The sequence below is a fragment of the Nocardia sp. NPDC058499 genome, assembly GCF_042719915.1.
Lineage (GTDB): Bacteria > Actinomycetota > Actinomycetes > Mycobacteriales > Mycobacteriaceae > Nocardia.
The window spans coordinates 895,095-920,973 of the sequence record NZ_JBHXMZ010000001.1 but is presented as its reverse complement, the minus strand read 5'-3'; the positions used below and the strand labels follow the sequence as shown (position 1 = coordinate 920,973).

The 25,879-nt window shown below is 68.6% G+C and carries 25 protein-coding genes; 13 read left to right on the top strand and 12 right to left on the bottom strand.

Annotation, left to right across the window (positions count from 1 at the left end; genetic code table 11):
• Positions 1-47: 47 nt before the first annotated feature.
• A complete protein-coding gene (locus ACFWPH_RS04255) occupies positions 48-908 on the bottom strand; it encodes a helix-turn-helix transcriptional regulator (RefSeq protein ID WP_280419074.1) in 861 nt (286 codons plus the stop codon).
• 801 nt (positions 909-1,709) lie between these two features.
• On the opposite strand from ACFWPH_RS04255, the gene ACFWPH_RS04250 reads away from it, so the two are divergent.
• The 5 genes from ACFWPH_RS04250 (at position 1,710) to ACFWPH_RS04230 (ending at position 6,250) form a co-directional block, all read left to right on the top strand.
• Entirely contained in the window at positions 1,710-2,069 is a 360-nt protein-coding gene (locus ACFWPH_RS04250) for a DUF4254 domain-containing protein (RefSeq protein ID WP_280419092.1), read from the top strand.
• 165 nt (positions 2,070-2,234) lie between these two features.
• Positions 2,235-3,002 carry a GntR family transcriptional regulator gene (locus ACFWPH_RS04245; protein WP_378748020.1) on the top strand — a complete coding sequence of 256 codons (768 nt, stop codon included), beginning with the start codon at positions 2,235-2,237 and terminating at the stop codon, positions 3,000-3,002.
• A gap of 79 nt (positions 3,003-3,081) precedes the next feature.
• On the top strand, positions 3,082-3,945 hold the full coding sequence (gene map / locus ACFWPH_RS04240; protein WP_378748019.1) for a type I methionyl aminopeptidase: 864 nt from the start codon (positions 3,082-3,084) through the stop codon (positions 3,943-3,945).
• Positions 3,942-5,576, top strand: coding sequence for a cobyric acid synthase (locus ACFWPH_RS04235; RefSeq protein WP_378748018.1), 1,635 nt, complete (start codon positions 3,942-3,944; stop codon positions 5,574-5,576). Before map ends, ACFWPH_RS04235 begins: the two co-directional genes overlap by 4 nt.
• 110 nt (positions 5,577-5,686) lie before the next feature.
• Positions 5,687-6,250 (top strand): alpha/beta hydrolase, encoded by a 564-nt coding sequence (locus ACFWPH_RS04230; protein ID WP_378748016.1) that lies wholly within the window; start codon positions 5,687-5,689, stop codon positions 6,248-6,250.
• 25 nt (positions 6,251-6,275) lie between these two features.
• Here the strand turns inward: ACFWPH_RS04230 and ACFWPH_RS04225 are convergent, their stop codons facing one another.
• On the bottom strand, positions 6,276-7,343 hold the full coding sequence (locus ACFWPH_RS04225) for an alpha/beta hydrolase (protein ID WP_378748015.1): 1,068 nt from the start codon (positions 7,341-7,343) through the stop codon (positions 6,276-6,278).
• A 422-nt stretch (positions 7,344-7,765) separates the two neighbouring features.
• On the opposite strand from ACFWPH_RS04225, the gene mqo reads away from it, so the two are divergent.
• The 6 genes from mqo to ACFWPH_RS04195 all read left to right on the top strand — a co-directional run bounded on the left by mqo (position 7,766) and on the right by ACFWPH_RS04195 (position 14,905).
• Positions 7,766-9,283: a malate dehydrogenase (quinone) gene (gene mqo / locus ACFWPH_RS04220; RefSeq protein ID WP_378748013.1), complete on the top strand. Its 1,518-nt coding sequence runs from the start codon at positions 7,766-7,768 to the stop codon at positions 9,281-9,283.
• Positions 9,284-9,417: 134 nt separating this feature from the next.
• The gene (locus tag ACFWPH_RS04215) at positions 9,418-9,867 is read left to right on the top strand and encodes a GNAT family N-acetyltransferase (RefSeq protein ID WP_033241405.1); all 450 of its coding nucleotides are present in this window, start codon (positions 9,418-9,420) and stop codon (positions 9,865-9,867) included.
• A gap of 216 nt (positions 9,868-10,083) precedes the next feature.
• The gene (locus ACFWPH_RS04210) at positions 10,084-12,123 is read left to right on the top strand and encodes a VWA domain-containing protein (protein WP_378748241.1); all 2,040 of its coding nucleotides are present in this window, start codon (positions 10,084-10,086) and stop codon (positions 12,121-12,123) included.
• A 49-nt stretch (positions 12,124-12,172) separates the two neighbouring features.
• A complete protein-coding gene (gene cobO, locus ACFWPH_RS04205) occupies positions 12,173-12,787 on the top strand; it encodes a cob(I)yrinic acid a,c-diamide adenosyltransferase (RefSeq protein WP_378748012.1) in 615 nt (204 codons plus the stop codon).
• A gap of 46 nt (positions 12,788-12,833) precedes the next feature.
• Complete coding sequence (locus ACFWPH_RS04200) at positions 12,834-14,495, top strand: cobyrinate a,c-diamide synthase (RefSeq protein ID WP_378748011.1); 1,662 nt, start codon at positions 12,834-12,836, stop codon at positions 14,493-14,495.
• Complete coding sequence (locus tag ACFWPH_RS04195; RefSeq protein WP_378748010.1) at positions 14,492-14,905, top strand: cobalamin biosynthesis protein; 414 nt, start codon at positions 14,492-14,494, stop codon at positions 14,903-14,905. Before ACFWPH_RS04200 ends, ACFWPH_RS04195 begins: the two co-directional genes overlap by 4 nt.
• Here ACFWPH_RS04195 and ACFWPH_RS04190 read toward each other — a convergent pair.
• The 4 genes from ACFWPH_RS04190 to ACFWPH_RS04175 form a co-directional block, all read right to left on the bottom strand.
• A complete protein-coding gene (locus ACFWPH_RS04190) occupies positions 14,886-15,314 on the bottom strand; it encodes a TA system VapC family ribonuclease toxin (protein WP_378748008.1) in 429 nt (142 codons plus the stop codon). The genes ACFWPH_RS04195 and ACFWPH_RS04190 overlap by 20 nt on opposite strands.
• Positions 15,311-15,553, bottom strand: a complete 243-nt coding sequence (locus ACFWPH_RS04185) for a CopG family transcriptional regulator (protein ID WP_378748007.1) — start codon at positions 15,551-15,553, stop codon at positions 15,311-15,313. The genes ACFWPH_RS04190 and ACFWPH_RS04185 overlap by 4 nt, the downstream gene beginning before the upstream one ends.
• An 83-nt stretch (positions 15,554-15,636) precedes the next feature.
• Positions 15,637-16,767, bottom strand: a complete 1,131-nt coding sequence (locus ACFWPH_RS04180; protein ID WP_378748006.1) for a hypothetical protein — start codon at positions 16,765-16,767, stop codon at positions 15,637-15,639.
• A 1-nt stretch (position 16,768) separates the two neighbouring features.
• The gene (locus tag ACFWPH_RS04175; RefSeq protein WP_378748004.1) at positions 16,769-17,899 is read right to left on the bottom strand and encodes a phosphotransferase family protein; all 1,131 of its coding nucleotides are present in this window, start codon (positions 17,897-17,899) and stop codon (positions 16,769-16,771) included.
• A gap of 331 nt (positions 17,900-18,230) precedes the next feature.
• On the opposite strand from ACFWPH_RS04175, the gene ACFWPH_RS04170 reads away from it, so the two are divergent.
• Both ACFWPH_RS04170 and ACFWPH_RS04165 read left to right on the top strand, forming a co-directional pair.
• On the top strand, positions 18,231-18,905 hold the full coding sequence (locus ACFWPH_RS04170) for a DUF305 domain-containing protein (protein WP_378748003.1): 675 nt from the start codon (positions 18,231-18,233) through the stop codon (positions 18,903-18,905).
• 39 nt (positions 18,906-18,944) lie between these two features.
• Positions 18,945-19,355, top strand: a complete 411-nt coding sequence (locus ACFWPH_RS04165; RefSeq protein ID WP_378748002.1) for a PPOX class F420-dependent oxidoreductase — start codon at positions 18,945-18,947, stop codon at positions 19,353-19,355.
• A gap of 102 nt (positions 19,356-19,457) precedes the next feature.
• Here the strand turns inward: ACFWPH_RS04165 and ACFWPH_RS04160 are convergent, their stop codons facing one another.
• The 6 genes from ACFWPH_RS04160 to ehuC form a co-directional block, all read right to left on the bottom strand.
• Complete coding sequence (locus ACFWPH_RS04160; protein WP_378748001.1) at positions 19,458-20,939, bottom strand: MFS transporter; 1,482 nt, start codon at positions 20,937-20,939, stop codon at positions 19,458-19,460.
• 6 nt (positions 20,940-20,945) lie between these two features.
• On the bottom strand, positions 20,946-22,217 hold the full coding sequence (cobA, locus tag ACFWPH_RS04155; RefSeq protein ID WP_378748000.1) for a uroporphyrinogen-III C-methyltransferase: 1,272 nt from the start codon (positions 22,215-22,217) through the stop codon (positions 20,946-20,948).
• 553 nt (positions 22,218-22,770) lie between these two features.
• Positions 22,771-23,514, bottom strand: a complete 744-nt coding sequence (gene yaaA, locus ACFWPH_RS04150) for a peroxide stress protein YaaA (protein ID WP_378747999.1) — start codon at positions 23,512-23,514, stop codon at positions 22,771-22,773.
• A 67-nt stretch (positions 23,515-23,581) separates the two neighbouring features.
• On the bottom strand, positions 23,582-24,337 hold the full coding sequence (ehuA, locus tag ACFWPH_RS04145) for an ectoine/hydroxyectoine ABC transporter ATP-binding protein EhuA (protein ID WP_378747998.1): 756 nt from the start codon (positions 24,335-24,337) through the stop codon (positions 23,582-23,584).
• A 34-nt stretch (positions 24,338-24,371) separates the two neighbouring features.
• Positions 24,372-25,019, bottom strand: a complete 648-nt coding sequence (gene ehuD, locus ACFWPH_RS04140; RefSeq protein WP_280463805.1) for an ectoine/hydroxyectoine ABC transporter permease subunit EhuD — start codon at positions 25,017-25,019, stop codon at positions 24,372-24,374.
• A gap of 64 nt (positions 25,020-25,083) precedes the next feature.
• Complete coding sequence (ehuC, locus tag ACFWPH_RS04135) at positions 25,084-25,836, bottom strand: ectoine/hydroxyectoine ABC transporter permease subunit EhuC (RefSeq protein WP_378747997.1); 753 nt, start codon at positions 25,834-25,836, stop codon at positions 25,084-25,086.
• Between the last annotated feature and the right edge of the window lie 43 nt (positions 25,837-25,879).

Here is a 25,879-nt window from a genome sequence, read left to right as displayed (position 1 = left end):
CGGGCCCGCGATGCCCGTACCGCGCCGAATCGCGCGAAATGTCCGCCTCAGCTCATGGATTCGGCGGCCTCGGCGATCATCACCGCGGAATCCCGGGGGCTCAATGCCATCGCGCGCAGTTGGTCGAACATGACACCGAAGCGGCGGATCTCGGAATGGCCTTCGATCAGTTCGTCACCGGAAATGCGCTCGACATAGACCAATTCGGGGTCGCTGGGATCCGGGAAGTCGAGGATCGTGAAGGATCCGGCCATACCCGGGTGCGCGCCCGCGTCGAACGGCAGGATCTGCAGGATCACGTTCTTGCGTTTGGTCGCCTCGCACAGTCGCCGTAACTGGCCGCTCATGACCTCCGGGCCGCCGACGACGCGGCGGATGGCGGCCTCGTCCAGCACGACCCACAGTTCGAGTGGTTCGTCCTTCGCCAGCACCGCTGCCCGGTCCATCCGGGCCCGCGCCCGGCGTTCCAGGTCGGAGGCCTCCAGCTTCGGCATGTACGTGTCGATCACCGCCGTGGCGTACTGCTCGGTTTGCAGCAGTCCGGGAATGAACGAGGTCTGGTAGTGCCGGGCAGACAGCGCCACCGATTCGAAATTGATGTACGCGGCATAGACCTCCGAGAGGCTGGCCTCGTACGGCCGCGACATTCCCGGCTTCTGTGCGTCGGAGAGTAGTTCCAGTGCGTCCTGGCGCCGCTCCGCGTCGATACCGTAGAGGTCCAGCATCGTCATCAGCGTGCGGCGCTGCGGCCGGGCCTGGGCGGTTTCGATCCGGTACAGGGTGGTCACGTTGATCCCGGTGCGGGCGCTGACCTCCTCTTTGCTGAGCTCGGCGTCTTCGCGCATCTCCAGCAACAGCACCGAGAGCCGGCGCAACCCCGCCGTGAGGACGGTGCGTTTGCCTGCCATGTCATCCCTTTCGACAGTGCCATATCCGATGGGCGGTGGCCCCGGTTCGCGGCGGCCGCATGCCCTGTGGTGCTGCCACCATAACGAGCGGCCGGAAGCGAGGTGATCGGCAGTGTCGTGCAGGCGGTACCTGCCGGCGGAAGCCTTCGGGAGCAGACAATTTCCGGCGGAGTCGGCAAATGGGTGGCAATCTTTCATAGGTGTGTGTGGCGGTATCTCCGCGCGACTCCGCAACGCCGGACTGTGTATGCGCGGAACGGTCTGGGACAGCGCGGGGTTCGTGGAGGCCTTGCCGGTGGTCGCCACGGCCGGGGGCCTGCATGCGGGCACCATAGGGATGCGTATGGTGCCGGGAGTGTGGCGCGGATAGGTCTCGGCACGGTTGCGATGTGGTCGCGTAACGCGTTGTCCCGACTGGTAACGCGGTGTCGGCGGGTATCGTTCGGCGCGGCGCGGATTCGGGCCGCCGGCGGGAACAAGGTTGGCGGGTAAGCATTTTCGGTGGGACCGCGATGAGCTTCCGGGAAGCGGATCGTTAGGCTTGCGCACAACGCTGTTCGCAACATTGCATACCGAAGTCTTGTGTTCTTACATCTGTAAGAGCATGATCCAGCTAGCCTTGTTGTGAGCAACGATCCGATGTCCGGGATTACCGAATCGAGAGTCGATCATGTTGGTACAGAGTGTGATGGTGCCGGGTGAGTCCGAGGGGTGCAGATGAGTGCGCCCACGCTGGGGACCCTGCCGACAGCGCCACAGTTGCTGTGCGCCTTTCAAGGGCGGCGGGCCCAGGACCGGGTGCTGCTACGTTTCGCAACTGCGCTCGTCGAACTGCACAAGCGCCGGGCGCATGTCCGGGATTTGGCGGAGATAGCCGAAATAGACGGCCGCCGAAGCGAACTCGTGAACGATATCAACGACTGGATTGTCCGCAAGATGCCGCAGCACCGCCACGGCGCCTCGCTGCACACCGAAAGTCTGGGTGCGGTGATCGATCGCATGGCGCACAGCTGGGTCGCGGCGAATCAGGCCATCGAAGCCGACGGTGTGCGCAGTGACCGCACCCACCGGCACTGGTACCACCTGGCCGAACTCGTGGACGGGTACACGGATTTGATCGCCGAGGTGGCCGGTGGCCGCCGCCGGTTACCGGTCCAGTAGCAGGGCGCAGCGGACCGCTCGGCTGTCCAGTCCGATGAACGCGAAACCCCTCGCGGTGGGTCCGGGAACCGCCGCGAAATGTCGAATGGCCTAGACCCGACGGTGAGTCGGTGGCGAATACTCGGTTACCCGGGTGGTGTAGGTCAATTGGAGGTAGGTTCTGCCATGATTCACACGGAGGGCGTCGCAACCGTATCGGCGCCGGAAGACCTCCGTACCCAGGTGCGGGCGCCCGGCGGCGTGGCACTGTCGAAGGTCTATCGGGTACGCGCCGAAATCGACACGATGCTCGACGAGCTACGCCCCGGCGACCGGGTGCCCGCCGAACGCGAACTGGCGGGACGGTTCGGCGTCGCGCGCGAAACCGTCCGCCACGCCCTGCGCGACCTCGCCGTCGAAGGCCGTATCCGCAGGCAGGGCCGCGGCACGGTACTGGCCCGGCCGAAGGTCGTCCGGCCCCTGGCCCCCGAATCCGCCGGGGAAGAGGCCGCCGGAGTGGTGCGCCGGTTGCTGTCCTGGGAGGACGGTATCGCCGACGCCGAGGTCGCGCGTGATCTCGACCTGGCGCCGCGTACCCCCATCATGACCCTCGAACGGCTGCTCTTCGCCGACGGTGACCCGATCGCGCTGGAACGTATCGACCTGTCGCTGGACCGGTTCGGCTGGCTGCGCGCGGCATTCGACCCGCTGAGTTCGCTCGCGACGACCATCGGCGATTCGGGCGTGGAATACGCGGGCGCCACCGAACGGATCGAAACCGTCCTCGCCGCGCCCCGGGAGGCCGGGCTGCTCCGGTGCCGGCCCGCGGTGCCGTTGTTCCGGGTGGTCCGGCGCGGCATCGATACCCAGGGCCGGCCGATCGAACGGGTGGCCGCGCTCTACCGCGGTGACCGGGTGGCCTTCGAGGTCCGTACGGGCGGCCGGGCCCGCTGAGCGGAGGCTCCTGCGGTGGCGGCGTGCGGCCGGGAACGTTCCCGGCGACCCGTCGGCCGGCGCCGACTACTCTTGAACCATGTCCGTGCGTACCCGTCAGCCGTTGCTCCCCGGAACCCCCACCCCGATACGCGAGGTTCCCCGCGCCATCGAACGCCCGGAGTACGTGTGGAAGGAAACGGCCCGCGAAGGCTCCGAACCGTGGGTGCAGACACCCGAGACCATCGAGAAGATGCGGATCGCCGGCAAGATCGCCGCGCAGGCCCTGGCCGAGGCCGGCAAAGCGGTCGCGCCGGGGGTCACCACCGACGAGCTGGACCGGATCGCGCACGAATACATGTGCGATCACGGGGCCTACCCCTCCACCCTCGGTTACAAGGGGTTCCCCAAATCGTGCTGCACCTCGCTCAACGAGGTGATCTGCCACGGAATCCCCGACAGCACCGTGGTCGAGGACGGCGATATCGTCAATATCGACGTCACCGCCTACATCCATGGAGTGCACGGCGATACCAATGCGACCTTCCTCGCCGGCGACGTGGACGAGGAGGTGAAACTCCTGGTGGAGCGCACCGAAGAGGCCACCCTGCGGGCGATCAAGGCGGTGCGTCCCGGCCGGGCGCTCAATGTGATCGGCCGGGTGATCGAGTCCTATGCCAACCGCTTCGGCTACGGCGTGGTCCGCGATTTCACCGGGCACGGGGTCGGGCCCACCTTCCACAGCGGCCTGGTGATCCTGCACTACGACCAGCCCGCCGTCGACTCCGTCATCGAACCCGGGATGACCTTCACCATCGAACCGATGATCAACCTGGGCGGTATCGACTACGACATCTGGGACGACGGCTGGACCGTAGTCACCAGGGACCGTAAGTGGACGGCGCAGTTCGAGCACACACTGGTCGTCACCGATACCGGAACCGAAATCCTGACGCTGCCGTGAGCGCCCCCGGCCCGGCGCTGCTGGTCGCCGGGACCACCTCCGACGCCGGCAAGAGCGTGCTGGTCGCCGGGATCTGCCGGATGCTGCGCCGCCGCGGGGTGCGGGTGGCGCCGTTCAAAGCCCAGAACATGTCGAACAATTCCGTCGTCACCCTGGACGGCGGCGAGATCGGCCGGGCCCAGGCGCTGCAGGCGCAGGCCTGCGGGCTCGAACCGAGTGTGCGATTCAACCCGGTCCTGCTGAAACCCGGCAGCGACCGGCGGTCGCAACTGGTGGTGCGCGGACGGGTCACCGATACCGTGAGCGCCGCGGACTACATCACCCATCGCACCCGCCTGCGGGCGGTGGTGGCCGCCGAGCTCGCGGCGCTGCGGGCGGAATTCGATGTGGTGATCTGCGAAGGAGCGGGATCACCCGCCGAGATCAATCTGCGGGCCACCGATCTGGCGAATATGGGGCTGGCGCGGGCGGCCGAACTGCCGGTGCTGGTGATCGGCGATATCGACCGCGGCGGGGTGCTGGCGCATCTGTTCGGCACCCTGGCCGTCCTCGACCCCGAGGATCAGCGGCTGATCGCCGGATTCGTGATCAACAAGTTCCGCGGCGACGTGGATCTGCTGCGGCCCGGTCTGGACCAGTTGGCGGCCCTGACCGGCCGGCCCACGCTCGGTGTGCTGCCGTACCGGGAGGATCTCTGGCTCGATGCCGAGGATTCGCTGGGCAGCGTCTCCGGGGCACAGATCGGTCGTCCCGGGCCGGCTGTCGGCGGTGAATGGCTCAGCGTGGCCGCAGTCCGGCTGCCCCGGATCTCCAACTCGACGGATGTGGAGGCACTGGCCTGCGAACCGGGGGTCGCGGTCCGCTGGGTGACCGAAGTGTCCCAGCTCGTGGCCGCCGATCTGGTGGTAGTACCCGGGAGCAAAGCCACGGTCGATGATCTGGACTGGTTGCGCCGTACCGGGATCGCCGAGGAGCTGCGGCGGCGTGCAGGCGCCGGCCGTCCGGTACTCGGGATCTGCGGCGGCTATCAGATGCTCGCGCACCGCATTCTCGATCCGGTGGAATCCGCGGCCGGTGCGGTCGACGGGCTGGGGCTGCTGGATATGGAAGTCGAGTTCGCACCCGAGAAGGTGTTGTGCCGGACCGCCGCCGTGGGGGCGCCGACGCCGCGGGATGGGGAACCGGCGGGTACGGCGGGGGTCGTGGCGGGCGGTTATGAGATCCATCACGGCCGGATCCGGCGTACCGCCGAGACACCGTGGCTGCACGTCACCGGCCGGACCGCCCCCGGCACGGGTGGTGAGCTCACCGATACGGCCGCCGCCGAGCCGTCGGCCGAGGGCGCCGTGCGCGGGGCCGTATGGGGTACGCATCTGCACGGTCTCCTCGAATCCGACGAATTCCGCCGGACCTGGCTGACCCAGGTAGCGCGAGCGGCCGGACGGACCGGTTTCACCGTCGCCCCCGGGACACGGGTGGCCGCGGTACGGGCCGCGCAGCTCGACCTCCTCGCCGACCTCGTCGCCGAAAACCTGGACGTCTCCCGGCTGGAGCGACTCCTGGCCGAGGGGGTGCCGGCCGACCTGCCGGTCGTCGAATCCGCAATGGGTGCACTTTCGCGAATCAGCTGATTGCGGGCGGTGTACGGCCCGAGATCGCTGTGAGATCACGCGTCACGATCCTCGCGCTCTTTACGGGGAGTACTCCAACGGCGCCGGTGGGCGGTGTAGCGTCAAGCGTCATGGAATCTCGGCGCATCGCGGTCGGTGACCGGGACTGGACGGTGCGGGTGGACGGTCCGGTGACCCAGCACAGTGTGCTGCTGTTCCCCGACTCCGGCGATCCGCCGGAGGTCTACGACCGGGTATGCGCCCGGCTGCACAGTTCCGATCTGCGGACCATCGTGTTCGAAACCGTCACCGGCCTGGACCTCACCGGTGTCTACGCGGTCCTGGACGATCTCGGGGTGCCCTGGGCGAATGTCGCAGGACGGGGGGCGGGCGCCAGTGTGGCGTGGCAGGTCTGCGCGAAGGGGTTCGGGCGGTTCGTGAGCCTGATCGTCGCCGATCGCGGGCATCCGGCCGTCCCCGACGAATCCGGCGCGGTCCTGGAGGCCGGGTGCCCGGCCGTCGAACTGCCGACCACCGTCCTGGTGACCAAAGGGCTACCGCGTTCGGTCGCCGACAGCTCCGGACGTCACGTGTACGGCGAGTTCCGGGTGGTGGATCTCGATGTCGACAATGTGGCCGCCGAAGCGGACCAGGAATTCGCCACCGAGATCGTGTTGCGCACCAGTATGTGGTGACGCCCGGCCGGTGCCGGTACGGCAGTTACGCGGATGTGCCCGGGCGGTAGGTTGCGAGCCAGTCCAGCCAGCTGTCGAGTTCCCGGAAAGCCTCCGTACGCGGCTCTTCGGCAGACAGAAAGACATCGTGACGGGCTCCGTCGATCGGGACGATGGTCGTGCGATCACCCAGGCAGCCGGCCCAGCGCTGAATCTGGGCCACATCCAGGACCGCGTCGGCCACATCGACGGCGGGTCCGTATTCGCGGGCGAACTGCGTGAGCTTGGAACGCAACAGCAGGGCGGGCACACCGATATCCAGGCCCCGGTGCAGCCGCGCCTGTCCCAGCCGAATCGCGCGCAACCACCCGGCCCGCACCGGAAAACCTTGCCGCGGCTTCCAGTCCAGGTCGTAGTCCCATTCGCCGGCGACGCTGTGGTGCAGGCTGTCGCCGTAGGCACTGGATTTGCTCAGCGGCAGCGCCGACTTCGCCCGGAACCGGCCCACGGTATTGATCAGCTGCGTGCCGACGGTGCGTACATACGCCGGTCCCTGCAGATCGAACCAGGGACTGTTCAGGACCAGCCCGCTGATCCCGGCCGCCGCCGTGCCACCCGCGCGCTGCAGCCGATCCAGCCACAGCGACGCCACCAGGCCGCCGGTCGAATGTCCCATGACCAGGACCTCGCCCTGTGTTTCCGCGGCGATCAGACGGAGCGATTCATTGAGTTCGCGGTCGTAGAGCGCGAGATCGCCGATGAAGTGCGGGGTCTGGTTCGCGCGCAGCGAGCGGCCGCATTTTCGCAGATCCAGCGCGTAGAACCGGTGACCACGCGCGGTCAGATGCTCGGCCACATGCCGCTGGAAGAAGTAGTCGGTGAACCCGTGCAGGTACAGGACGGCTGCGGCCGTGCCGGTGGCGCTGGAATCGACCGTGCCGGTTGCGCCGGAATCGGGCAGATGGCGGACCAGGGTGGCGACGATCTCGCCTTCGCCGTCGGGGTCGGTCCCCAGGTCCAATGTGCGGTATTCGTACCCGTCACCGAGTACATCCGGCTGCCAGGTATCGGCCGGTCTCAGCGTGCTGCCGGCGGCCGGGGATTCGTTCGTCACGGCTCCAATCTAGGCGCACCTCCGCCGCCGCTCCGTTCGGTCGGTGGCAATCCGGTCGGTGGCGTCGGGTCCGCGGCGACACCCGGTCAGGGACCGGCGTACCTCGGCGTTCGTTCCCGGCCGTGCGGGCCCGCGAATGGTTGTCCGCGACGGTGTTAATTGCGCCACTGGCTTCCGGTGACGGCGCCGCTCGGGGCGCCGGCCGAGAGGAATCTAGGTCACAATCGCCGCCCTGGCTGCGGATTCCGCGCGTGTCGAGGTGCACAATTAGCAGTAGTGAACGGCGGGTAACCTACATTCGGCCGCGCCCGAAGAGACTCGTCGCCGTCCGTGAACAACTGCATATGCGCCCGTGCCCCAGCGGACCACATCCCGGTCGGGAATGTGTGCCCCGCGCACCAGGACAAGGAAGTCGAACACCCGTGCCGAACGTTGCCCAGACTGAAAAGACCGATGTAGTCCTCATCGGTGCCGGCATCATGAGCGCCACCCTCGGCGCGCTGCTGCGTCAGCTGCAGCCGGACTGGTCGATCACGGTGTTCGAACGACTGGATGCCGCCGCGGCCGAGAGCAGCGACCCGTGGAACAACGCCGGCACCGGCCATTCCGCGCTGTGCGAGCTCAACTACAGCCCGCAGAAACCGGACGGCTCGGTCGATATCGGCAAGGCCGTCGATATCAACGAGCGGTTCCAGGTATCGCGGCAGTTCTGGGCCTACGCGGTCGAGAACGGAATCCTCGGCGATCCGTCCCGGTTCATCAACCCCATCCCACACGTGAGCTTCGTCCACGGCGCCGCCGATGTCGAATACCTGCGCAAACGCTACGAGGCGCTGGCCCGGCATCCGCTGTTCGCCGGGATGGAGTACATCGACAGCCCCGACGAGTTCGCCCGCCGGCTGCCGCTGATGGCCCGGGGACGCGATTTCTCCGATCCGATCGCCCTCAACTGGACCGACGGCGGCACCGATATCAACTTCGGTTCGCTGACCAAGGAGTTGCTGGCCCATATCGGCGCCACCGGCGGGGAGATCGCATTCGGTAACGAGGTCCGGAACCTGAGCAAACAGCGCGACGGCAGCTGGAAGGTGACGGTGCGCAATACCCGCACCGGCCGCCGCCGCACCCTGATCAGCAAGTTCGTCTTCGTCGGTGCCGGTGGCGGGGCGCTGCCCCTGCTGCAGAAGTCGGGGATCAAGGAAATCAGCGGGTTCGCCGGATTCCCGGTGTCGGGCCAGTTCCTGCGCTGCACCAACCCCGAACTGGTCGGCCGACACGAGGCCAAGGTGTACGGCAAGGCCGCCGTCGGCGCACCGCCGATGTCGGTTCCGCACCTGGACACCCGCGTCATCAACGGCAAGCCCGGCCTGCTGTTCGGTCCCTACGCCGGTTGGACCCCGAAGTTCCTCAAGGACGGCAGCAATGCCGACCTGTTCAAATCCATCAAACCGGGCAACCTGGCCCCGATGCTGGGCGTCGGTGTCACCGAGCTGGGCCTGGTGAAGTACCTGGTCACCGAGCTGATGAAATCGCAGGCCGGCCGGGTGTACACGATGGAGGAGTTCATTCCGCGCGCCGAGAGCCGCGATTGGGAGCTCATCACCGCCGGGCAGCGGGTGCAGACGATCCGGCGGAAGGGTGCCGGTGGTGTGCTCGAACTCGGCACCGCCGTGATCGCCGCCCAGGACGGGACCATCGCGGGTCTGCTGGGCGCCTCGCCGGGTGCCTCGACGTGCGTAACCGCGATGCTGGACGTGCTGGAGCGGTGTTTCCCGACCGAGTACGCGTCCTGGACGCCCAAGCTGAAGGAAATGGTTCCCTCGCTCGGCGTCAAACTTTCCGAGAACCAGGCGCTGTTCGGGGAGGTCTGGGACTGGACCGGGAAAGCCCTGCAACTCACCGGAACCGGGGCGCACGCGGTGGTGCCCGCCGGAGCCTGACCGGGTCCGCACCAGCGTTCGGCACGGCCCACGGGACACGGTCCCGTGGGCTTTTCGTGCTCGGCTGTATGCCGGATTCGTCCGGCCGGGGGCATTCGCGTGCATCTCGCGCCGAGGTGTGATAGCAAGGCGCGATGATGTCAACGGTTGCACTCCGACGGTCATGGGCGCAGGATCTCGATACCGCCACCCTGTACGAGCTGCTGAAGCTGCGTGTCGAAGTGTTCGTCGTCGAGCAGAAATGCGCGTACCCCGAACTGGACGGCCAGGATCTGCTGCCGGAGACCCGGCACCTGTGGCTGGACGACGAGGGCGAGGTCATCGCGACCCTGCGGCTGCTCGAGGAGCACGACGACGGAGTGAAATCCTTCCGGATCGGACGTCTCTGCACCGCCGTGGAGGCCCGCGGGCACGGATACACCACCCGGCTGCTGCAGGCCGCGCTCGCCGAGACCGGTTCGCATACGGTCCGGTTGAACGCGCAGACCTACCTGATCGACCTGTACACCAAACACGGTTTCGAGGTCGCGGGTGAGGAGTTCATCGAGGACGGTGTAGCGCACGTACCGATGCGCCGCGGGTAACCCGGTCTGCGCCGTGCCCGCCGTAGCGGTGGGGCGTCGGGAACGTGCCCGTGTCCGGTGGGCTCGCTACCCCCGGGGAGGCGTCTTCCGGAGAGAGGTGGGGCGGGACGAGCCGCGACTGGGCGGTGTCGGCTGTCGGCACCGGCAGAGCCAGGGCAGGGGAGGCCGGAGGTGTGATCCGGCACGACTTAGAGTGGGGCCGTGTCCTCTACCGAAATCGCCCGGCCCGCACACCGCACTCGTACCGCTGCCGGCGGGGAGAGTGAGGCCGGATTCCCGTTCTCCGCCGTGATCGGCCAGGAACAGCTGCAGCTCGCGCTGATCTTGTGCGCGGTGCATCCGGGAATCGGCGGTGTGCTGGTGCGCGGCGAGAAGGGGACCGCGAAATCGACGGTGGTACGCGCACTGGCGCGGTTGCTGCCACCGGTGGTGGACGAATCGGGTGCACGGCCGGCCCGGCTGGTGGAACTACCGGTGGGCGCCACCGAGGACCGGGTGGTGGGATCGCTCGATCTGGAACGCGTGCTGCGCGACGGCGAACAGGCATTCCGGCCCGGTCTGCTGGCCGCCGCCCATCACGGTGTGCTGTACGTGGACGAGGTCAACCTCCTGCATGATCATCTGGTCGACGTACTGCTCGACGCGGCGGCGATGGGCCGGGTGCATATCGAACGCGACGGGGTCTCCCATTCGCATCCCGCCCGGTTCGTGCTGGTCGGCACCATGAACCCGGAGGAGGGCGAGCTGCGTCCGCAGCTGCTGGACCGCTTCGGTCTCACAGTGGACGTGACCGCCTCCCGTGACGTGGACGTCCGGATGTCCGTGGTGCGGCGGCGCCTGGACTACGAGGCCGATCCGGCCGGTTTCGCGGCCGCCTACGCGCCCGCGGACGCCGAGATCGCCGACCGGATCCTCACCGCCCGCGACCGGCTGCCCGGCACCGCCCTCGACGATGTGGAACTGCGCCGGATCGCGGCAGTCTGTGCCTCCTTCGATGTGGACGGGATGCGCGGGGACCTGGTGGTCGCCCGCACTGCCACCGCCCACGCCGCCTGGTGCGGTCGCGATGCCGTCACCGCGGACGATGTGCGGATCGCGGCCGAATTGGCGCTACCGCACCGGCGCCGCCGGGATCCGTTCGACGAACCGGGGATCACCCCAGAACAGCTCGACGAGGCGATGAATGACGCCGCGGACCAGGCCGACCGGCCCGAACCCCCCGAGGAGCAGCGCGGCGAATCGGATGCCGGGTCGCCGGAAGACAGCTCCGGCGGCGGAGAGCGGCCCGACGACGACCCGGACGGCCCCGGCGGCGGTGCGGGGCAGCCGGAGGACGATCCCGACGGCCCGGGCGGCGGACAGCCGGCCGCCGAATCCGGCGAGGACCCGGGGAAACCGGGTGGCCCGGCGGGTAGCGGACAGGCCTCCACCCCGGTCGCGGCGCCGGTGCGGCCACCGCGCTGGGAAGTTCCCGGGCTGGGAGAGGGCGCCCCCGGACGTCGCTCCCGCGCCCGCACCCGGCAGGGCCGCGTCGTCAATACGCTCCCCGATCTCACCGGCGGCCTGCATCTGCTCGGCACACTGCAGGCCGCGGCTCCGCAGCAGTGGGCGCGCGGCCGCCGGACCGGGCCGTTGCGGCTGGCCGCGCCCGACCTGCGCGGCGCCTATCGAGAAGGGCGGGAAGGCAATCTGGTGGTGTTCGTGGTGGACACCTCCGGTTCCATGGCCGCCCGGGATCGGCTGTCGGCGGTGACCGGTGCGGTTGTCACTCTGCTGCGCGACGCCTACCAGCGGCGCGACAAGGTCGCGGTGATCGCGGTGCGGGGTAGCGTTGCCGAACTCGTTCTGCCCCCGACCTCGTCGACCGATATCGCGGTACGCCGCCTCGCCGGCCTGCGTACCGGTGGGAAAACCCCGCTCGCTGCGGGACTGCGGAAAGCCCACGAGGTGGTGCGCCGGGAACGCGTACGCGATCCGCGCCGCCGGCCGATGCTGGTACTGCTCACCGACGGCCGGGCCACCGGCGGAACCGACCCGGTACCGCGGGCCCGGGCGAGCGCGGCCCGGCTGGCGCGCGACGGTATCGCCTCGATCGTCATCGACTGCGAACGTGGCATGGTGCGGCTCGGCCTGGCGGCCGAACTGGCGGCGGTATTGCGCGGCACCGTTGTCCGGTTGAGCGAGCTGACCGGTTCGGCAGTCGCCGACACCGTCCGTGCGGGTGCTGCGGCCGGGACCGGCGCCCGGGCGGCGTGACCGATACCGCCCACCCACTGCGAAATCCTGATGAGACCGAGGAGATCACATGCCCAAAGGGGTGCCGGAAAATGTGCCCGACGACGGGCTGACCACACGCCAGCGGCGTAATCAGCCGGTGCTCGCCGTCCACACCGGCCCGGGTAAGGGGAAATCCACCGCGGCGTTCGGGATGGCGTTGCGGGCCTGGAACCAGGGCTTCGATATCGCGGTCTTCCAGTTCGTGAAAAGCGCCAAATGGAAGGTCGGGGAAGAGGCGGTCTTCCGTGAGCTGGGCCGGTTGCACGAGGAAACCGGTGCCGGTGCGCCGGTGCAGTGGCACAAGATGGGCGAGGGCTGGTCGTGGAGTCGTAAGGCCGGGACCGAAACCGATCACGCCGCCGCCGCGCTGGCCGGGTGGCGCGAGATCGCGCGCCGGTTGCAGGCCGAGGAACACCGCTTCTATGTGCTGGACGAATTCACCTACCCGTTGAAATGGGGGTGGGTCGATGTGGACGAGGTCGTGGACACTCTGCGGCAGCGGTCCGGCCACCAGCATGTGGTGGTGACCGGGCGGGACGCCCCCGCGGCTTTGGTCGAGGCCGCGGACCTGGTCACCGAGATGACGAAGGTACGCCACCCGATGGACGCGGGGCGTAAGGGGCAGCGAGGGATCGAATGGTGAGCTGTCCCGGCGGCCGGCCGGCGGCGTTGCGCGCGGGTTTACCACGATGACCACCGGCGCTGCCGGAATCGTCCTCGCCGCACCGGCTTCCGGTAGCGGTAAGACCACCGTTGCGACCGGCCTCATCGGCGCGCTGCGCCGGGCCGGGCACCGGGTCGCGCCGTTCAAGGTGGGGCCGGACTATATCGACCCCGGCTACCACGGACTGGCCGCCGGCCGGCCCGGCCGCAACCTCGACCCGGTGCTGGTCGGCCGGGACCGGATCGCGCCCCTGTACCGCCACGGCTCCCGCGACTGCGACCTCGCGGTCGTCGAGGGGGTGATGGGACTGTTCGACGGCCGGATCGACGACCGGTCCGCGGATCCGGTCGCAGAAGGATCCACCGCACAGGTCGCGAGCCTGCTCGGCCTGCCGGTGATCCTCGTCGTGGACGCGCGCGGGCACAGCCAGAGCCTGGCCGCGCTGCTGCACGGGTTCGCGACCTTCGACTCCGGGATCCGGCTCGGCGGGGTGATCCTGAATCGGGTCGGCAGCGAACGGCACGAACAGGTGCTGCGTGCCGCCTGCGATCGGGTCGGGCTGCCGGTACTCGGTGCTTTGCCGAGGTTGGCCGAACTCGAGGTCCCGTCCCGGCATCTGGGCCTGATCCCGGCGGTCGAACACGGCAGCGCGGCCCTGCGCGCGGTCGATGCGATGACGGATCTGGTCGCCCGCCATATCGAGCTGGCCGCTGTCGCCGCCCTCGCTGTTGCCCCGGGCCGGGGCACAGTCTGGGACCCGGTGCAAGCGAGCATCGTAGCGACCCCTGTCGAGACAGGTGCCAGTGGTGAATCGTCGCATGTCATTGCGGCAGAAGATCCGGCCGCCATCCCTGGGCCCGGGCCGGCTGCCGAGCGGGACGCCGAGGCCGGTGCGCTCGCCCGAAGAGCTGCGATATCGGGTGCGACCGGATCGGCCCGGGCGGGGGGAGCCGGGGCCCATGCGGCAAGCGGCTCGGACGAGTCGGGTGCGGTAACAGCAGCGCCGGATGCGAGCGGGACGGTGGACGGAACAAATTTCGTTGCGGGAGAGCGCAGCCCGGTGATCGCCATGGCGGGTGGCCCGGCGTTCACGTTCGGCTACGCCGAGCATCGGGAGCTGCTCACCGCCGCCGGAGCGCAGGTCGCGGTGTTCGATCCGCTGTACGATCCGCTCCCCGCCGACGCCGCCGCATTGGTGCTCCCGGGGGGTTTCCCGGAGGAACATGCGGAAGCGCTCGCCGCCAATACCGTGCTCCGGGCCGCGGTGGCCGATCAGGCGCGGCGTGGGCTGCCGGTCCATGCCGAATGTGCCGGTCTTCTCTATCTCGCCGCATCGTTGGACGGGCACCCGATGGCGGGTGTTCTCGATGCAGTCGCCGAATTCGGTCCGCGCCTGACCCTGGGGTACCGCGAGGCCGTCGCCCTGGCCGATTCCCCGCTGTGGCGGGCGGGCGAACGAGTGCTCGGCCACGAATTCCACCGGACCCGCCTGGTCGCTGCGGGTGCCCCGACCTCCGCCTGGGCCTGGCGCGCGGGTCGTGAGCAGATCAGGGAAGGGGTCCTCGTGCACCAGGTGCACGCCTCCTATCTGCATACGCACCCGGCAGGGAACCCGGACGCCGTGCACCGCTTCGTTTCCGCCGCCCGCGCTCACCAGCGTGCGGTTGCCGCCGCGACCACCCGGTGACCTCCCAGGATCCCGCCGCGGCGGCACCCCGCCTCGCCGTCGGCCTGGGACTGCGTCCCGGCCGGTGCGCCGATCACATCCTGGCGGCGCTGGACAAGGTGATGCCCAGTGCGCGGATCGCCTGTCTCGCAACCATCGACCGGCGCGCCGGCGAACCGGGTGTGCGCCGCGCTGCCGAGCGGTTGGGGGTGCCACTGGTCGGTTTCACCGCCGCTCAGCTCGCGAACGTCCAGGTGCCCAACCCGTCCGGCAAAGCGATGGAAGTATTCGGCATTCCCGGCGTCGCCGAGGCCGCGGCATTGCTGGCCGGCTCCGGCCCCCTGCTGGTACCGCGGCGAGTGGTATCGGGTGTGGTGATTGCTGCAGCCGCCACGCGCGGCACGGAGAAGATCACCGGTGCAGTGGGTTGATCCACTCCACCTCGGGGAACCGCGCGAAATCGGTGTCGAACGAACACACAGCCACACCGTGTTCGATCGCCAGAGCCGCCAAGTGTGCATCGGGCACCAGGTTCCCCGTCGCATAGTGATCGTCGACGAGCCGGCCGAGGACCCGGCGATGCCGGTCGGTCGGCAGCGGGATCCAGGCCATATCGTGATCCAGCCACTCGTCCACGTAGCCCCATGCTTCCCGGCCGGTCATCGGCGCGGTGAATATCTTCGGGTGGGTGGCGATTCGGACGAAGCCGACGAGGCTGTGCCACGGGAATCCGACTCGGACGTCACCGTTCATCGCGTCCTCGAACCAGGTATGCGCAACCTGGTGGTGGGGACTGCTCTCATCGACCGCATACAGCAGTACGTTGACGTCGATGATCACGGTTGCCCGGGGTAGGGCTCGTCGAGCAGATCGAGCACTTCCGAGTTCCGGGACAGGTCGACCCGGGCTCCCAGTGCACGGGTCCGCTGCCGGAACGAGCGCGGGGGCACTGTCGGCCGGTGATGGATCCCGGCTCGCACCAGCTCGTTGACCGCCTCACCGAGACCGATACCGCGTTCGCGGCGGAGGCGCTCCGCGGCGGCGAGTACATCGCTGTCGAGACGAATGGTAGTGCGCATGGCGCAAGGTTACATCACTGAGTCACAATGCGTGAATCAGTGATGCAGGGGTACTGCTGGTGCGTCGAGCCGGCCTGCCGGTCTCAAGGCGCGACCGACAGCAGATCCGCGAAACCGGTCGGGTCGTGGCGGCCGACGCTGGCGTGTTCGAACAGGCCCCAGCCCTCGGCGTCGCCGCAGCGGGCGTGGGCGATATGGTCGGTGACCCCCCAGGGGATCCGGCCGGCGATCGCCGGGTCGGTGAGGTCGTAGCGGTTCGCCCACGACCAGTCGCGGCCCTTCCACTGGCCGTGCAACCAGTCCGGATCGCCACCGTAGCCGCATCCGATGTGCAGGGGAATCCCGGTGACCGTGCGGATATCGATGGTCAGCGGTTTCCCGTCCGAGGTCCGCAGTTCCAGGGTCGCGGCCTCCGGGTGGCGGGTGCCGGATCGGTAGTCGATGGTGATGTGCGGCCAGCCGAGTTGTTCGACCGAACCGTCCGGGAACACCCGGACCGCGTCGTTGAGGGTGCGGTAGCCGTCCGGATTCTCCTGCAGGATCACCACCACCGCGAAATCGTCGAACCGCAGCGGTACGTAGAGCCACCAGAATCCGCCGGTGCCTTCGGTGGCGGCGCGACCCGGGGGTTCGGCCTCGCCGACCGGACGGATACCCCACGACCGGTCGCGGGTGCCCATCCACACGTCCGGGTCGACCGCAATATCTTCGCCGCCGAGCGAGATCGTGCCTGCCCACGAGCCGACCTGCGCGAACCGGGAGGCATCCAGCGTCGGGCGGTTCCCGGCGAGCATCACATGGGGTTGTTCCTGGACCGCGGGGAACGAGCCCGTCCAGGTGAGGTCGAGTCCGAGTTCGTCGTGCTCGCAGAGCACCCGGATCTTGTGCAGCGGTTCGACCACTTCGATCCGGTACCCGCCCACCGCCAGGTCCAGGCTGCGGTCGCTGCGGGCGTCGGAGAACCGCACCGAGGTGATGTCGTCGCCGCGGCGCAGCGCCGCGTAGGCGTCGACGACGCCCAGATTGGGATAGACGCCGAAGCCGGTGACCAGCATGGTGGCGCCGTCCCGGTTGTGTGCGTTGAAATAGCTGCGGTCGTAGAAGTTGCGGTCGCTGGTGGCGGCGCGCGCGATCGGCAGCGGGGTCTGGTGGATCGGGTATTCGTCCAGTGGACCCGGGGTCGAAGCGGGTGTGCGGGCGATGTTCTCGCTCATATCAATCCCATCCGTAGGTGCCGTCGAGCATGGCCTCCAGGGTGGCCCGATGCATGATGTAGTCGTCGCGGTCGGCGGGGGCGGTGTCCTCACCCATATGGATCATCCGGCGTTTGATGCGGGCCATCACGATCGCGTGCCGCAGCGCGGCGTAGGTGAGGTGGAAATCCAGGTCGCGTACGGTGTGGCCGGTCAGCTTCTCGTACTGCGCGACCACCTCGTCGCGGCGCAGGAAATCGGGGAGCCCGGGCATATCGAAGCCGGTGGCGATATCCTGGAAGAACCTGTGCAGGAAGATCATCCAGGCCAGGTCCAGCTCCCGCGGGCCCAGTGCCGCCATTTCCCAGTCCAGCACCGCGAGTGGTGTGCAACCGTCGTAGATGATGTTGCCGGGACGGGCGTCGCCCCAGCTCAGGACATCCGGACCCGGATCGTCCGGGAAATTGTGTTCCAGCCAATCGAAGGCCCGCTCGATCAACGGGATCTCGAAACCGTCGTCCACCAGCGCCCACCGGTACCAATCCCGTTGGGCGGCGAGGTGGCGGCGCAGCGCCGGGCCGGGCCCGTCCAGCTCCGGAAAACGCCGGGCGGGTTCGGTGATCGCGTGGATCCGGGCGAGTACCTCGACGGTGTTGCGGGTCAGCTCGGCCCGTTCGGCGGGTTCCGCGTCGTACAACCAGCCCGCGAACACATACGGCGGGTTGTCGCCGGGGATGCGGCCGTCGACCCGGTCCATGACGAAGAACGGGGCACCGCACACGGTGTCGTCGGTTTCCAGCCAGCGCAGCGGCGGTACCGGTACATCGGTGTGGGCGGCGACCTCGCCGATGATCCGGTACTGCAGCGGCAGGTCGTAGTCGCGGAACACCGGGAACGCCCCCGCTTCCGGCACCATCCGCGCGACGTAGGACCCCTCCTGTGGTGCGCCCGCGGACGTCCACCGGGCATCGAACAACACCGATGCGCTGGACAGCCCACCGGACAGCGGCCGGTGCAGCGATTCGATCACCGGCGGGTCGTCGGCGGACACCCGCGCCTGCAACCAGCCGGTGAGCTGGGCGGCGAGGGTGTCCAGATCACGTTCGCTGGTGGTGAGCTGCAGATGTTCGGTGGGGTCTATCTCATCGGGCATCATCGTCCTCCTGACGCCATCGGCCACAGTGCGCGGACCTGCTCGGATCGGCGCTCGAGCGCTGGTGGCATCGGGGATACCGGCCGCCCGCGTGCCGCAGACTGTAACGCGTTTCAGTTCGGCGCGGAGAGGAATCGTGCCGATCACCGAGTCACCGGATCACCGGTATCGCCGCGCGTGCGGGCCGCACCGGCCATAATCCCCAGCACGGCCCGCAAATACGCAGGCCGGTCTGCAGGAGGTGGTGAATGGCCGAGACGACCCGTCGCAGATATCCGGCAACGCCGGGTCCGGGGCTCTCGGGTGCCGGTGGACCGAGTGAGCGCCGGTCGTGAGACGCCTGCGCGAGGCCGCCGCCTATTCCGTTGCGGCCGTGCTGCTGCTGGTACTCGGTGCAGCGATACGGCCACTGTTCACCGACGATCCTGCGCCTCCTGAAACACTGTCGGCTGTCGAACTGGGATTCGTGCAGGATATGGCCACGCACCACCACCAGGCATTGATCATGGTGCAGCGGCTCGATCCAGGCGCCGACCCCGCTGTCCTGGGGGTGGCCCAGCAGATCGACGATACCCAGCGAGCCGAAATCGGCATGCTGCTCGGCTGGTTGCGCATGGCCGGGGCACCGGCGGCCAACTCCGATCCGATGGGCTGGATGCCCGACAAGTCGCACGACAGCCACGGCGTGCACGACGGGAGCCGGGCGCCTGACGGCCACAGCAGCGACGGCCGGAACAGCGGGCACGCGACGTCCATGCCCGGAATGGCCACCCAAGACCAGCTCGATGCGCTGTCCGCCGCGCGCGGCCGCGCTGCCTCGGTCTTGTTCCTGCAGCTCATGCAGGCCCACCACGACGGTGGTATCGCCATGGCACGAGTGGCCGACGCAATGCTCGCCGGCGGCGTGGTGAAACAGGTCGCCCGGGAAATGATCAGCAGTCAGACCCAGGAGTCCGGTCTGATCGCCCTGCTGCTGAACAGGCTCGAGGCCGCACCACCCGGCTGATCCGGAATGATCATGAGGCGAAAGCGGTTACTCGTGGCTATGAGCACACTTTCGCTGCCGGATACCTTGAAGAAGCATATCGACGAAAACCGGTTGTTCGTCACCGTGGCCACCGTCGGCCGGGACGGACACCCTCATCTCACCGTCACCTGGCTGATCCGCGACGGCGACGATCTGGTCTACTCCACCACCACCGATCGCGTGCAGGGCAAGAACCTCGCCCGCGACCCGCGGATCTCGGTGCTGATCACCGCGCCGGACAACCCGTACCTGTACGCCGAGGTCAAAGGCACCGCATCCCTGACGCCCGATCCCGAACTGCTTGTCGGCAACCGGATCTCCCGAAAGTACACCGGCAAGGACTATGCCGATTTCAATCCCGACGCCGTGAACGACGGTCCCCGAGTGGTCGTGCGCATCACGCCGGACAAGATCACCGGACGCCTGTAGAGGCGGAAAGCCGGAGGGCCGTGCCGATCCCCGTTTCGTCCAGCAGGGAACAGACAATGATCTGACCGGTGTGGAGCACGCCGGGCGCAGATGCATGCTCGATCAGGCGGCCTGGGCTTCGTCCTGGGCGTGCTGGGCACGGGCCACCTCCGCGGCGGTGTAGCGCAAGGTCAGCGCGATCAGGCCGACGAGCAGCGCACCGCAGGCCGCCACGAACATGGCCAGGGTGTACCCATCGCCGAGGGCGGTGATCTCCGCGGGCGTCATCTGGGCGGGTTTGCCGGTGGTTCCGCCCTCGGAGAGGGTCCGGGAGGCGGCGAGCGGGGTGAGGACACCGATGGCGATGGGGGTGCCGAGGTTCAGGAACATCTGGCCGATCGCCGAGAGCGGACCGATCTCGTCCGGCGGCACTCCCACCAGGACGCACAGCGGAATGAGGACCATCGCGATACCGATCCCGAAACCGATCACCAGGAACAGCGGCAGCAGTGTAGTCCAGTAGCCGACACCACCGTCCAGTGTCGACCCGTAGCCCAGCCCGGCCACCAGCACCACGGCGGCGCCCACCAATAGCCACCGCGGCGAGATATGCAGTGCCAGCTTGGTGGCGAGCGCGCTGCCGGCACCGACACCGAGGGTGAACGGGATGAACGAGATGCCCGCCACCAGCGGGCTGTACCCCACCACGTTCTGCACGAACAACCCGGCGAAGTAGGTGGTGGCGCCGAGTACGCCGCTGGCCAGCAGGATCACCACGAAGGTGGCGACCCGGTCGCGACTGTCGAACAGCGACCACGGCAGCAGCGGGTTGTCGACATAGCGTTCGGCGAAGACGAACACCGGTAGCAGGACCGCGCCGGCGATCAGCGCACCGTAGACATAGGGGCTGTCCCAGCCGAGTTCCGGTCCTTCGGTGGCACCGAAGACGATCAGGGCGCAGGCCAGTGTGCCGAGGAACGCGCCCCGCACATCGAGTGTCAGCCGCTGATGGTCGGTATCACGCAGGGCGGCCAGTGCACCGATGACGATCAACGCGCCGATCGGCACATTGATCAGGAAGATCCAGCGCCAGCTGGCCTCGGTGAGCGCACCGCCGATCACCAGCCCGCCGACCGAGCCCAGCGCCACCATCGACCCGAATATCGCGAAGGCTTGGTTGCGCACCCTGCCCGGTGCGAAAGTGCTGGCGACCAGGGCGAACGCGGTGGGCGCGGCCAGTGCGGCGCCAGTGCCCTGGATGGCGCGCGCGATGATCAGCCACAGTTCGTTCTGCGCCAGCCCGCACAGCAGTGAGGCGAGCGTGAACAGGCCGACGCCGGCGATGAACATGCGCCGGCGTCCGAACGAATCACCGATCCGGCCGCCGAGCAGCATCAAACCCGCGAACGGCAGACCGTAGGCGGTGATGGTCCAGGCGCTGCCCGAACTGGACAGGCCCATCTCCTCCTGGAGCCGCGGCAGGGCCAGAATCACGACCGTGCCGTCCAGCACCACCATCAGCTGCAAACCGCTCAGGACGAGGATGGCGAGACCGAAGGCTCGCTTCGTCACCGGGTACTTCGCGGCTGGGGGGTTATCGAGCACAGTGGGTCACTGTAACCGACCGGTAGCGTCGGCGATCGGGGCGGCGCTGAACCCGGCGGTGGGCCCGATCACAATGATCGCGGGCGGCCGGATCCCTTCCGACCGGACCCGTTCGGCCACATCCGCGAGCGTCGCGCGCAGCACCCGCTGGCCCCGCAGCGTGCCCTCCTGGATCACGGTGGCGGGGGTGTCGGCCGGCCGGCCGCCGTCGCGCAGGACCGTGGCGAACTGCTCGATCCGCTCCACCGCCATCATCAGCACGAGCGTGCCGCGCAGGCGGGCCAGCGCGGGCCAGTCCACCAGGGAATCGGGGTGGTCCGGCGGGATATGGCCGCTCACCACCACGAACTCGTGGGTGACGCCCCGGTGGGTGACCGGGATACCGGCCGCCGCCGGGACCGAGATGGGGCTGGTCACGCCCGGGACCACCGTCACCGGGACCCCGGCGTCGACGCACGCCTCGAGTTCCTCGTAGCCGCGCCCGAAGACATAGGGGTCGCCGCCCTTGAGCCGGACCACGAACTTGCCCGCCCGCGCACCCTCGACGAGTGCCGCATTGATCGCGTCCTGCGCCATCGCCCGCCCGTAGGGGATTTTCGCGGCGTCCACCACCTCGACGTCCGGCCCGAGTTCAGCGAGCAGTTCGGGCGGCGCGAGCCGGTCGGCGACCACCAGATCGGCGCGGGCCAGCAGGCGCCGGCCGCGGACGGTGATCAGGTCCGGATCACCGGGGCCGCCGCCGACCAGCGCGACCCCCGGCGTCATCGGGGTCGCATCGTCGGTCACCACACCCGATTGCAAAGCCTCCAGCAGCGCGGTCCGCACCGCCGCCGAACGCCGGTGCCGGCCACCGGCGAGAACACCCAGCGTCATCCCGTCGTAGCGGGCAGAGGCGGGGGTGACCGCGGTACCGGACTGGGCATGATCGGCGCGCACACAGAAGATCCGCCGCCGTGTCGCCTCCGCGACGACCGCGGCGTTGGTCTCGGGTTCGTCGGTGCAGGCGATCGCGTACCAGGCACCGTCGAGGTCACCGTCGGAGTAATCGCGCAGCGTAAGCGTGAGCCGGCCCCCGGTCGCCATACCCTCCACCGCGGGTGTGGCCTCGCGGGCGATCACTTCCACGACGGCCCCCGAAGCGATGAGCAGCCCCAGCCGGCGCTGTGCCACGGTGCCGCCGCCGACGACGACAACCCGCCGTCCGTTCAGATCGAGCCCCACCAGGTAGTTCGAATCCCCGGAGGCAAGGTGGTCGGTATCGGCTGACGTATTCGGCACAAGGTGCGAGCCTACTTCCGGGCGCCCGGCCCGCCGCAGCCACCCGGCGGACCCCGTAACTGCCTTGGGGGCCGATCCGGGCACCGCACCTGATCATGCTGCGGGACAGTGGGCAACAGCCCGGTCATGCAGCGGCCCAGGCCGGGTGCCGTCTGGGCTGTCACGATGAAACCGGGGGACATATTCCGCCCGCAACGCTGCGATGTCCATGATTTCCGCTGTATGCGCACGGCCACCGAACCGGCCGGCTGTGCAGGCGTCGCATCGGCCTGCCCGTACGAGACACGGGCAGTGCCGGTGGCCCGGGGGTGTGCGTGCCGCCGGAGTTGCGCGGGGAAACTCAGAACGCCTCCGGGGGTGGAGTCGACGCCGCGGAGTCGACAGTGAACGCCCTGGTCATGACCTCGCGGGTGCCGGTGTGCGCTCCGGATCCGGCGCAGACGACGGCGGGGCGATGCGCGTCGCGGTGGCTGCACCGGCGCGGCTCGGGAGCCCTGGACGGGCGCTGCGGAAGGATCGCAGTGCTGACCGAGCGCGGTGCCGATCCACCGCGTCAGGTGAGGACGACCAACTCGGTATCCGAGGCCACCTCGATACGCAGGCCCGCTTTCCGGGCGACTCGCCCCAGTCCCTGGGCATCGGTCGGCTCGGCGCGGGTCAGGACCAGTGCGCGGGCCAGCAGACCCTTGTGGTGTTTGTTGAAATGGCTGACCACCGTGCGTGAGCCGTCCTCGTGTTCGGTGAGCACCGTGGCCGTGACGGCTCCGGGGACCCGGCCGAGCTGCTGGTAGGTGCCCGACCGCAGGTCGACCACCAGCTCGTCGGCCGCCGTGTCGCGCAACGCCGGTCCGAGATGATCACGCCAGACCGCCGACAGCGTCGGGCGACCGGGAAGTTTGGACCCACCGGACAGCCGGTAGGCCGGGATCGGGTCGCCCGCGCGGACCGCGCCGAACAGCGCCGAACCGATGGCGAGCCGGGTGTAAGCCTTGGCGCGCTGGGCCTTGGTGAATGTTGCGGCGTCCAGCGCGTCGTACAGGACACCCGTGTAGCGCTCCAGCGCCGGCCGGGTGGGTGAGCTGCGCAGCGCGGCATTGCGGGCCAGTTCCGAGCCGGCGTTCTTACCCAGCCCCAGCGCCACCCGGGCGGCTGCCGGGTCACCGGCCAGTTTCACGAGGTCGTCGATCAATCCGTCGCGGACCCCGGTCAGCGTGTCGAAGGCCAGCGCGCTCAGGTCGAGCGGTCCGCCGGTACCGCCGTCGGATTTCGTCTCGGAAGGGGGTAGGAGCACCAGCACGAGCGGTAACGGTACCGGCCGTGCGGACGTACCCCGGACGTGCCGTCGGTGTCCCCGGCCCGGCGGCTCAGCGCACGGCTTTGAGGAACTCGCGGGTGCGTTCGTTCTCGGGTGCGTTGAAGATCTGGTCGGGCGTCCCTTCCTCGATGATCCGGCCGTGGTCGAACATCAGCACCCGGTCGGAGACATCGCGGGCGAAACCCATCTCATGGGTGACGATGAGCATGGTGATATCTGTGCTCTCCGCGAGCTCGCGCAGGACATCGAGGACCCCGCCCACCAGTTCGGGGTCGAGTGCGGAGGTCACCTCGTCCAGCAGCATGACCTTCGGGTCCATGGCGCAGCAGCGTGCGATCGCCACCCGCTGCTGCTGTCCGCCGGACAGTTGGGACGGGTGTGCGGTCGCCTTGTCCGACAGCCCGACCAGATCGAGCAGATCGAGGGCACGTTTGCGTGCCTCGTCCCGGGATTTGCCCAGTACATGGATCGGCGCCTCGGTGATGTTCTCCAGAACATTCATGTTCGGGAACAGGTTGAACTGCTGGAACACCATCCCGACCTTCTTGCGCACCTCCCGGAGATGTTTCTCCCGGGCGGGCACGAGCTTGCCGCCGCGCTGCTCGTGGGACAGCAACTCCCCGTCGACCCGGATGGTGCCGCTGCTCACCGCCTCCAGTGTCATGAGCAGCCGCAGGATGGTGGTCTTGCCGGAACCCGAAGGCCCGATCAGGGTGACCTTCTCTCCGCGCTGGACGGTGAAATCGAGTTGGTCGAGCACCGTGAGATCGCCGAAACGTTTGACCACCCCGTCGAATTCGATCATCGGCTGAGTATCGGCCGGGGTGCCGGAGACCGGTTCAGTAGTAGGCAAGTCGCTTCTCCAGTCGTCTGATCAGCACGGAGGTCGGGTAACTGGCCACCAGGAAGAACACGCCGGCCAGGGTCATCGCCTCGAGGTATGCGTAGTGACGGGCCCCGAACTGCTGTGCGGCGGTCACCAGTTCGACGACGGTGATGGCGAACAGGAACGGGGTGTCCTTGAACATCGACACCGCGTTGGTGCCGAGGGCGGGCACACTGGCCCGGATCGCCTGCGGCAGGATCACGGCCCGCCAGGTGCGCACCGGTGGCAGCGACAGCGCCCGCGCCGCCTCCCACTGGCCCGGCGGAACCGATTCGATTCCCGCCCGGTACACCTCCGCCAGATACCCGGCGTAGTGGATACCTAGCACCACGACCCCGATCTGCAGGGCCGAGAACTGCGGTAACAGCGTGTAGGCGAACAGCAGCTGCACCACCAGCGGGGTGAATCGGATGAACTCGCTCACCGCATGCACCGGCCACGCGATCCAGCGGGGCAGTGAACGCCGGATGATCGCGATCATCAGCCCGAGCGCCGCGGCGATCACGAACCCGAGCACCGTTGCCAGCAGGGTGATCTTGAACCCGTCCCACAGCACGGGCAATGCGTCGGCGGCGCGTTCCCAGCTCCAGTCGACGGTCATAGCGCCTCCTTCCCGGCGGATACATGCAGTCCGCGGAGGCCGGAGCGCCGGCGGGGGTAGCGCATCACGGCGTCACCTTCTTCCCTGCCGGCGCGGTGCCGGAGACCGACTCCAGCGAAGTGTCGGGGGCGAGGCGCAACACGTCACGCAGGGACGGTCCGCGGCCGAGCTTGTGTTTGGCCCGCGCTTCCAGCAGGTTCATTCCCAGACTGAGCAGATAGGCGATCACGAAGTAGATCAGCAGGCCGATACCGTAGGCGAACAGGGTGTCGCCGGTACTGTCCCGCAGTTTCTCGATCTCGAAGGTCAGATCCTGCAGGGTGATGTAGGAGGCGACCGCAGTGCCTTTCAGCAGGTGCACCAGCAGGTTGGCCAGCGGCGGGATCATCAGCGCCCACGCCTGTGGGAACAGTACCCGGCGTAGCCGCTGCCAGGGGCTGAATCCCAGTGCTACCGAGGCCTCTACCTGCGCTTTCGGCACCGAGTTCAAGGCGCCCCGAACGACTTCCGCGCCGTAGGCGCCGTAATTCAGTCCCAGCGCGAGGATTCCGCAGAACACGGGATCGAGCTGGTATCCCAGCAGCGGCAGCACATAGTAGAACCAGAACAGCTGCACGAGCAGTGAGGTGCCGCGGAAGAACTCGATCGATATCCGGGCGGGGCCGCGTACCAGGATGCTGCGCGCCCGGGCTGTCGTTCCCAGCGTAAGGGCCAGGACGAAGGCCAGCGCCGCACCGCCGACCGTCAGTTGCAGGGTGATCAGTAAGCCTTCACCGATACGCGGCAGCGCATCGGTGAGGGCGTCGAGATTGTTCACCGGCCACATCTCCCTTCCGGGCCCGGCGGGCCGCAGGAGAGAC